This window comes from Frankia canadensis (assembly GCF_900197875.1).
GTDB lineage: Bacteria > Actinomycetota > Actinomycetes > Frankiales > Frankiaceae > Frankia > Frankia canadensis.
In genome coordinates, this window is sequence record NZ_FZMO01000208.1 from 1 (window position 1) to 6,907 (window position 6,907).

General features: G+C 72.0%; 8 protein-coding genes. 3 read left to right on the forward strand and 5 right to left on the reverse strand.

Translation table 11 applies throughout. The features are described from left to right. Positions 1–119 precede the first annotated feature (119 nt). Complete coding sequence (rfbB, locus tag C1A33_RS17020) at positions 120–1,124, forward strand: dTDP-glucose 4,6-dehydratase (RefSeq protein WP_101832473.1); 1,005 nt, start codon at positions 120–122, stop codon at positions 1,122–1,124. 32 nt (positions 1,125–1,156) lie between these two features. On the opposite strand, the gene glgA is transcribed toward rfbB, so the two are convergent. The 5 genes from glgA to C1A33_RS17045 all read right to left on the reverse strand — a co-directional run bounded on the left by glgA (position 1,157) and on the right by C1A33_RS17045 (position 5,496). Next, complete coding sequence (gene glgA, locus C1A33_RS17025) at positions 1,157–2,350, reverse strand: glycogen synthase (protein ID WP_101832474.1); 1,194 nt, start codon at positions 2,348–2,350, stop codon at positions 1,157–1,159. A gap of 106 nt (positions 2,351–2,456) precedes the next feature. After that, positions 2,457–3,695 carry a glucose-1-phosphate adenylyltransferase gene (gene glgC / locus C1A33_RS17030; protein ID WP_101832475.1) on the reverse strand — a complete coding sequence of 413 codons (1,239 nt, stop codon included), beginning with the start codon at positions 3,693–3,695 and terminating at the stop codon, positions 2,457–2,459. A 190-nt stretch (positions 3,696–3,885) separates the two neighbouring features. Further along, positions 3,886–4,140, reverse strand: coding sequence for a VOC family protein (locus C1A33_RS17035; RefSeq protein WP_207770349.1), 255 nt, complete (start codon positions 4,138–4,140; stop codon positions 3,886–3,888). After that, positions 4,067–4,537 carry a hypothetical protein gene (locus C1A33_RS17040; protein ID WP_101832476.1) on the reverse strand — a complete coding sequence of 157 codons (471 nt, stop codon included), beginning with the start codon at positions 4,535–4,537 and terminating at the stop codon, positions 4,067–4,069. Before C1A33_RS17040 ends, C1A33_RS17035 begins: the two co-directional genes overlap by 74 nt. 29 nt (positions 4,538–4,566) lie before the next feature. Further along, complete coding sequence (locus C1A33_RS17045; RefSeq protein WP_165818436.1) at positions 4,567–5,496, reverse strand: LLM class flavin-dependent oxidoreductase; 930 nt, start codon at positions 5,494–5,496, stop codon at positions 4,567–4,569. A 140-nt stretch (positions 5,497–5,636) separates the two neighbouring features. Between C1A33_RS17045 and C1A33_RS17050 the strand changes: the two genes are divergently transcribed. Together C1A33_RS17050 and C1A33_RS17055 are read left to right on the forward strand one after the other, a co-directional pair. Beyond that, positions 5,637–6,074 (forward strand): MarR family winged helix-turn-helix transcriptional regulator, encoded by a 438-nt coding sequence (locus tag C1A33_RS17050; protein ID WP_133150703.1) that lies wholly within the window; start codon positions 5,637–5,639, stop codon positions 6,072–6,074. 279 nt (positions 6,075–6,353) lie between these two features. Continuing rightward, a partial coding sequence (locus C1A33_RS17055; RefSeq protein WP_133150704.1) for a toll/interleukin-1 receptor domain-containing protein occupies positions 6,354–6,907 on the forward strand: 554 nt, incomplete at its 3' end.

Sequence of the window (6,907 nt, forward strand, 5' to 3'; positions counted from 1 at the left end):
GACGACCTGCCCCGCTGGACGCTGGTGAACAAGGCTCTCGGCCTCCCGTTCGACGCCCCCGTCGAGACCCCGCCCGCCGCGCGCACCGAAGCGCGCGGGGCCGAGCGAAAGGCCGCACGATGTCGACACTGCTGGTGACCGGAGCCGCCGGGTTCATCGGGTCGAACTTCGTCCGCTACTGGCGCGAGCGGCACCCCGCCGACACCGTCGTCGCCCTCGACGCGTTGACGTACGCGGGCTGCCGGGAGAACCTCGACGACGTCGCCGAGCGGATCACGTTCGTCCACGGCGACATCCGCGACCGCGAGCTCATCGAGTCGACGCTGCGTGAGCACTCCGTCGACGTGATCGTCAACTTCGCCGCCGAGTCCCACAACAGCCTGGCGATCATCCGACCCGGTGACTTCTTCTCGACGAACGTGATGGGCACCCAGACGCTGCTGGAGGCCGCCCGCACCGTCGGCGTCGCCCGCTTCCACCAGATCTCCACCTGCGAGGTCTACGGCGACATGGACCTCAACGACCCCGGCGCGTTCACCGAGGACGCCCCCTACCTGCCGCGCACCCCGTACAACGCGGCGAAGGCCGGCGGCGACCACGCCGTGCGCGCCTACTGCCTGACCTACGACCTCCCGGTCACGATCACGAACTGCTCGAACAACTACGGGCCGTACCAGTTCCCGGAGAAGGTCATCCCGCTGTTCGTCACCCGCGCACTGCAGGGCGAGCAGCTTCCCCTGTACGCGTCGACGACGAACCGCCGCGAGTGGCTGCACGTCATGGACCACTGCCGGGCGATCGACGCCGTCCTCGACCGCGGCCGGGTCGGCGAGACGTACCACGTCGGCTCCGGCGTCGAGGCCGACATCGAGACGATCGCCGACACCGTCCTCGCCGAACTCGGCCTGCCCGCGTCGCTGAAGACGATCGTGCCGGACCGCCCGTCGCACGACCGCCGCTACCTGCTGGACTCCACCAAGCTGCGCACCGAGCTCGGCTGGTCCCCGCTGATCGACTTCGCCGAGGGGATGCGGTCCACCATCGCCTGGTACAAGGAGAACGAGGCCTGGTGGCGCCCCCTGCTCGGCCGCTCCCCCGTCACCGAGACCGCCTGGAAGAGCTGACCCCACCCTCCGGCGGCAACTCGAGACGCGAGTTATCCGCCGGTGAGGGAGGCGTAGAGGGCGGCGGTGCGCTCGGCGACGGCGGCCCAGCCGAACTCGGTGACGGCGCGGGACCGGCCGGCGCTGCCCATCGCGGCGGCGCGGGCCGGGTCGGCGAGGACGGCGTTGAGGGCGTCGGCGAGCGCCCGCGGGTCGTCCGGGGGGACGAGCAGGCCGGTGGTGCCATCGTCGACGACCTCGGGGATGCCGCCGACGCGGGAGGCGACGACGGCGGTGCCGCAGGCCATCGCCTCCAGGTTGACGATGCCCAGCGGCTCGTAGACGGACGGGCAGGCGAACACGGTGGCGTGGCTGAGCAGCTGGATGACCTCGGGCTTGGGCAGCATCCCCTGCAGCCACACCACCCCGTCACGCTCGGCGCGCAGGCCGTCGACCAGCGCGGTCGTCTCCGCCTCCAGCTCCGGCGTGTCCGGCGCGCCGGCGCACAGGACGAGCTGCGCCCGGCGGTCGAGGGCCGAGGCGGCGCGCAGCAGCACCGGCAGGCCCTTCTGCCGGGTGATCCGCCCGACGAAGATCACCGTTGGGCGCTCGGGCTCGATGCCGTACCGTTCGAGCACGTCGGTGGCCGGGTCGGGCTGGTACTCGTCGGTGTCGATGCCGTTGCGGATGACGTGCACCCGGGCCGGGTCGACGGCCGGGTAGGCGTCGAGGATGTCGGTGCGCATCCCGGCGCTGACCGCGACGACGGCCGCCGCCGACTCGATCGCCACCCGCTCGGCCCACGACGACAGCCGGTAGCCGCCGCCGAGCTGCTCGGCCTTCCACGGCCGGTGCGGCTCCAGCGAGTGCGAGGTCATCACGTGCGGGACCCCACCGAGCAGGGCGGCCAGATGCCCGGCGAGGTTCGCATACCAGGTATGGGAGTGAATGACGTCGGCGCCGGTGGCGGCCGCGGCCATCGACAGGTCCATCGACAGGGTGCGCAGCGCGTCGTTCGCGCCGTCGAGCGCCGCCCACGGCCGGTGCGCGCTCACCCCCGCCTTGCCGCTGCCCGGATCACCGACGGCTTCCACGACCATCCGATCGTCGGGCGCCGCCTTGTCGCCCTCCCGGTGCACGGTGAGGTCCACGCTCCGGGCGAGCTCGCGGGCCAGGTACTCGACGTGCACCCCCGCGCCGCCGTAGACGTCCGGGGGGAACTCGCGGGTGAGCATCGCGACGCGCATGGCCGGTCTTCTTCGCTCTCTGTCGGATCGACGGCAGGGACTGGCAGGGACGGGCGCGTTCCGCGGAACGCGGCGAAGCCATCCAGCGAACGGCGGACGGCGCCGCTCAGTCGATCACGGTGGCGCCCTTGCCGACGACGGTGATGCCCTGGGGGCTGACGGTGTAGCCGCGGGCCCGGTCGCGGTCCTTGTCGACGCCGACCCGCGCGCCCGGCGGGACGTGCACGTTCTTGTCGAGGATGGCGTCGCGGACGACAGCCCCGCGGCCGACGACGGCGTTGTCGAGCAGGACCGCCCGGTCCACGTCCGACCAGGAATGCACCCGCACCCCCGGCGAGAGCACCGCCGAGCGCACAGTACCCCCAGAGATGATCACGCCGTTGCTGACGATGCTGTTCACCGCGCTGCCGGTGCGGCTCGGGTCGTCGTGGACGAACTTCGCCGGCGGCAGCGACGGCACACTCGTGAAGATCGGCCACTCGCGGTTGTACAGGTTGAACACCGGGTCGAGCGCGCACAGGTCCATCTGCGCCTCGAAGTAGGAGTCGAGGGTGCCGACGTCGCGCCAGTACCCGCGATCACGGACGGTCGTGCCGGGCACGTCGTTGGCGGCGAAGTCGTAGACGGCGGCGGCCCGCTGCGACACCAGCATCGGGATGATGTCGCCGCCCATGTCGTGGCCGCTGTCCTCGTCGGCGGCGTCCTTGCGCAGCGCCTCGATGAGCACGTCCGTCGAGAACACGTAGTTGCCCATGGACGCGAACGTCTCGTCCGGGCTGTCGGGCAGGCCGGGCGGATCGGCGGGTTTCTCCAGGAACGCCTCGATGCTCCGCCCGTCCCGGGCCGTCTGGATCACCCCGAAGGCGCTCGCGTCGGCCCGCGGCACCCGCAGCCCGGCGACCGTCACCCCGGCACCGGAGTCAAGGTGCTGGGCGACCATCTGCCTGGGATCCATCCGGTAGACGTGGTCGGCGCCGAAGACGACGACGATGTCCGGGTCCTCGTCGTACACCAGGTTCAGCGACTGGAGGATGGCGTCGGCGCTGCCGTCGTACCAGCGCGGGCCGAGGCGCTGCTGCGCCGGCACCGGGGTGACGTAGTTGCCCAGCAGGTTGCTCATCCGCCAGGTGGTGGTGATGTGCCGGTCGAGACTGTGGCTCTTGTACTGGGTGAGCACGGCGATGCGCAGATAGCCGGCGTTGACCAGGTTGGACAGCACGAAGTCGATCAGCCGGTACAGACCGCCGAAGGGAACGGCGGGCTTGGCCCGGTCGGCCGTCAGCGGCGCCAGCCGCTTGCCGGCCCCACCGGCCAGCACCAGGCCGAGGACCCGCGGACTCGGCACAGGGAGGCTCCCGTCTCACGGCGCGATGAGGGGTGACGACCCGCGGCATCTACCCCCGACACCGCCGGGAAACCGTCCCACCCGGGCCAGGTTCCGCGGGAGTGGGCGAACCGCCGCCGATCGCCACTTGCGACCCTACAAGCCCCCAGCGCCAGCATCATCGGGGGTGTCGCCGCCGCCCCCGGCCAGGCTAGGCCGAGTGGTGGAGCACCGCCGCGTCAAGTGGTCGCGGCGCATGAATGCCCGCGAGGCCGACGTCGACGATGAGGACGAGTTCGGCCCGCATACCGTCGGGGTCGCGGAACCACAGGCTGTGGAACGCGCCGAGGTCCTCGACGACGCCGTCGCTCGCCTCGCGCGCGACCAGCCGTTCACGCAGCGTCGCGAACGCGGTGGGGGACGCCGCGGTGAGAGCCAGATGGTCGAGATGCCCGCGGTCGAACATCGCGGCCGCGCCGGTGCCGTGCGGGTTCCCGGTGGGCGGGCCCGACCCTGGCCCCCCGCATCAGCATCTCGACGGCGAGCGCGGCGACCTCGCCCGCCTCGGCGCCGTCGAGGTCCCAGTAGTCGCGCAGCGACTGCCAGGTGGACGCGGCGGTGAGGGTCTGCACCGCGGCGGCGAGCCGGCGGGCGCTCGTCTCGTCCAGGCCGGGCGCCTCGTGCCGGACGAGATCGAGGGCGGCCTCGCGGCGCCGCTCGTTGTCGGACAGCCGGGCGAGCAGCCCTTCGGGCGCGCGCAGGAGCTCCCGCACGACCGGCGCCACCTCGTCGAAGCCGCCGAACGCCTGGCGCACCGCGGCCGCGGCCGCGGGGAGCCCGGTCGGCCGCGGTGGCAGCCTCACTGTCAATATCGGTCCGGCGACAGCGCGGTCTACCCGTGCGTCGCCGGGTCGGCGGCGGGCAGCCGCAGCAGGCCGCGAGCGGCGACCTCGTCCCGTACCGCCGGCAGGACGTCGCGAGCGAGCGCCTCGACCTCCTCCACCGTGGGCACGGCGAGCAGCAACGCGGTGAACCCCACGGCCACGATGTCGACGAGCTGGCCGATCACCTCGGGGACGGTCCCACCGACCACCCCGGAGCCGGCGGGCAGCCGTTGACCGAGCCGCACGATCACGTTGGTGGCACAGACGATCGACGCCGGGTCCCGCCCCGCCCGGGTGGCGGCGCCTGTCACGACCTCGCGCATCCGGCGGGCGCCGTCGAGCCCGACCCGGCCGATCGAGGGCAGCCAGCCGTCGGCGAGCTCCCCGGTCAACGCGAGTGCCCGCGGTCCGTACGAGCCGAGCCAGATCGGGATCGGGTGCTCCGGCCGCGGATCGATGCGGGCGCCGCGCACGGTGAACTCCTGGCCGTCCAGGGTCGTCGGCTCGCCGGACCACAGGCCGCGCAGGATGGCGATGGCCTCCCGCTGCCCGGCGATCTTCTGCCCGCCGGTCCGTTCCGCCAGGCCGAAGGCGTGGAACTCGGCGTCGTATCCGCCGCCGCCGAGGCCGAGGACGAACCGGCCGCCGGAGAGCCGGTCGAGGGTCTCGGCCGATTTCGCGAGGACGGCCGGTGCCCGGTAGGGCAGGGCCGCGACGTTGGTGGCCAGCTCGATGCGGCGCGTCTGGCCAGCCAGCCAACCCAGGGTGGCCAGCGGCTCCACGGTGGGCGCTTCGCTGTGCAGGTGGTCGCTGAGGCTGAACAGGTCGTACCCGAGCTCGTCGGCGCTCTGCGCGAGATCGAGGGTCTGCGCCGCGCTCAGGCCGCCGACGGCGCCGCCGGCACCGAAGACCAGGCGCGAGCTGGACAGCGCGCTCACCGCGACCCCGCCACGCCACTGCTTTTGATTGCTATCACGTACAGTACGTATCACAAATCTTGGGGCCGCGGCCATCCACCCCGCCGTCGGTACAGTGGGCGGCGGGCGATCGACAGAGGCGGAGATCCAGGGTGGGCGCGATGTTCACGACACCGGTGGCCCTGGTCCGGTTGTCCTACCTGGTCAACTCGATCTACGCGGGCGTGTGCTCCGGGTACGGGGTGTCCGTGCCGCAGGCCCAGCTGATGTGCGTCCTGAAGGACCAGTCGCGCGGCATGGGCGAGATCAGCACGATGCTGCGCCTCGACAAGTCGAGCATCACCGGCCTGGTGGAACGGATCGAGCGGCGCGGCTACCTGGTCCGCGCGATGTCGCCGATCGACCGCCGGGCCATCACCGTCAGCCTCACCGCCGCGGGCAAGGAACTCACCGACGCCTTCTACGCGGACGTCAGCCAGCGCCTGGCCGACCTCGCCGGCCAGCTCCCCGCCGAGGACAGCGACCACCTCACCCGCGCCGCCACCCTCCTCGTCCTGGCCGAGGACGTCCCCGACGTCTTCGGCGCCCTCATTCCCTGACGCGCCGGGCGACGATATCGCCAGCGAAACACACACCCTCGATACAACTCGCGCGGGGCCCAAGCACTTCCGTGCCATCGCCTGACAGGCCTACGATGAATGCCGTGGGTACCGTCGATCATGCCGATGCATGCGCATCCGGACGATCGTGCTACGGTGCGCCGGAAGATGAGCGCGGGAAAGATCCGTCGACACCACCGCCGTCCGCGTCACGCTCACGGTCATCGGCACGGGTTGATATCGGAGCCACATTGAGACGGGGGCGATGTGTCTGGCGGGATGCGCTCCGGGGGTGACCCTCCGAGTGGGCTCACGGACTCGGCGCCCGCCCCGGGCGACCGTCAGGACTTCGGCCTGCTCTACAGCAGGAGGGATATCGCCTGGGCCCGGTGGATCGCCTGGGTTCTCGAGGAGCGGGTGCTTCTCGACAGCCGGCCCGCGACGGTGTTCCACCCAGAATGGGACATCGTGCCGGGATCGAACCAGCCGGCCAGCATGGCCCGCATGCTCGAGTTCTCGGACCGTGTTGTCCTCATCCTCTCCCCCGACTTTGTCGCGGATTCCCAGAACGACTCGATCGCATCATCCGCCATCCTGCACGAGCGCAGGATCGTTCCCGTCCGGGTCGCGGAATGCCAGCCGGGTCCCCTGCTGCAGCCGATCGTCCAGATCGACCTGACCGGCCAGGACGAGACCGCGGCGCTGACCAGCCTGCTCGCGGGAATCGACGCCGCCGTCGAGGGCCGGGCGAAGCCACCCACCGCCCCGCCTTTTCCCAGCGTGGCGGGCCCGGGGGGCGAAGGAGGCCCGGGGAAGGCAGGTGGGGTACGGGC

Coding starts and splice junctions, on each gene's coding strand:
- rfbB (WP_101832473.1), top strand. CDS start 120: ATGTCGACACTGCTGGTGACCGGAGCCGCCGGGTTCATCGGGTCGAAC.
- C1A33_RS17035 (WP_207770349.1), bottom strand. CDS start 4,140: ATGTTCGACCGCGGGCATCTCGACCATCTGGCTCTCACCGCGGCGTCC.
- C1A33_RS17050 (WP_133150703.1), top strand. CDS start 5,637: ATGTTCACGACACCGGTGGCCCTGGTCCGGTTGTCCTACCTGGTCAAC.
- glgA (WP_101832474.1), bottom strand. CDS start 2,350: ATGCGCGTCGCGATGCTCACCCGCGAGTTCCCCCCGGACGTCTACGGC.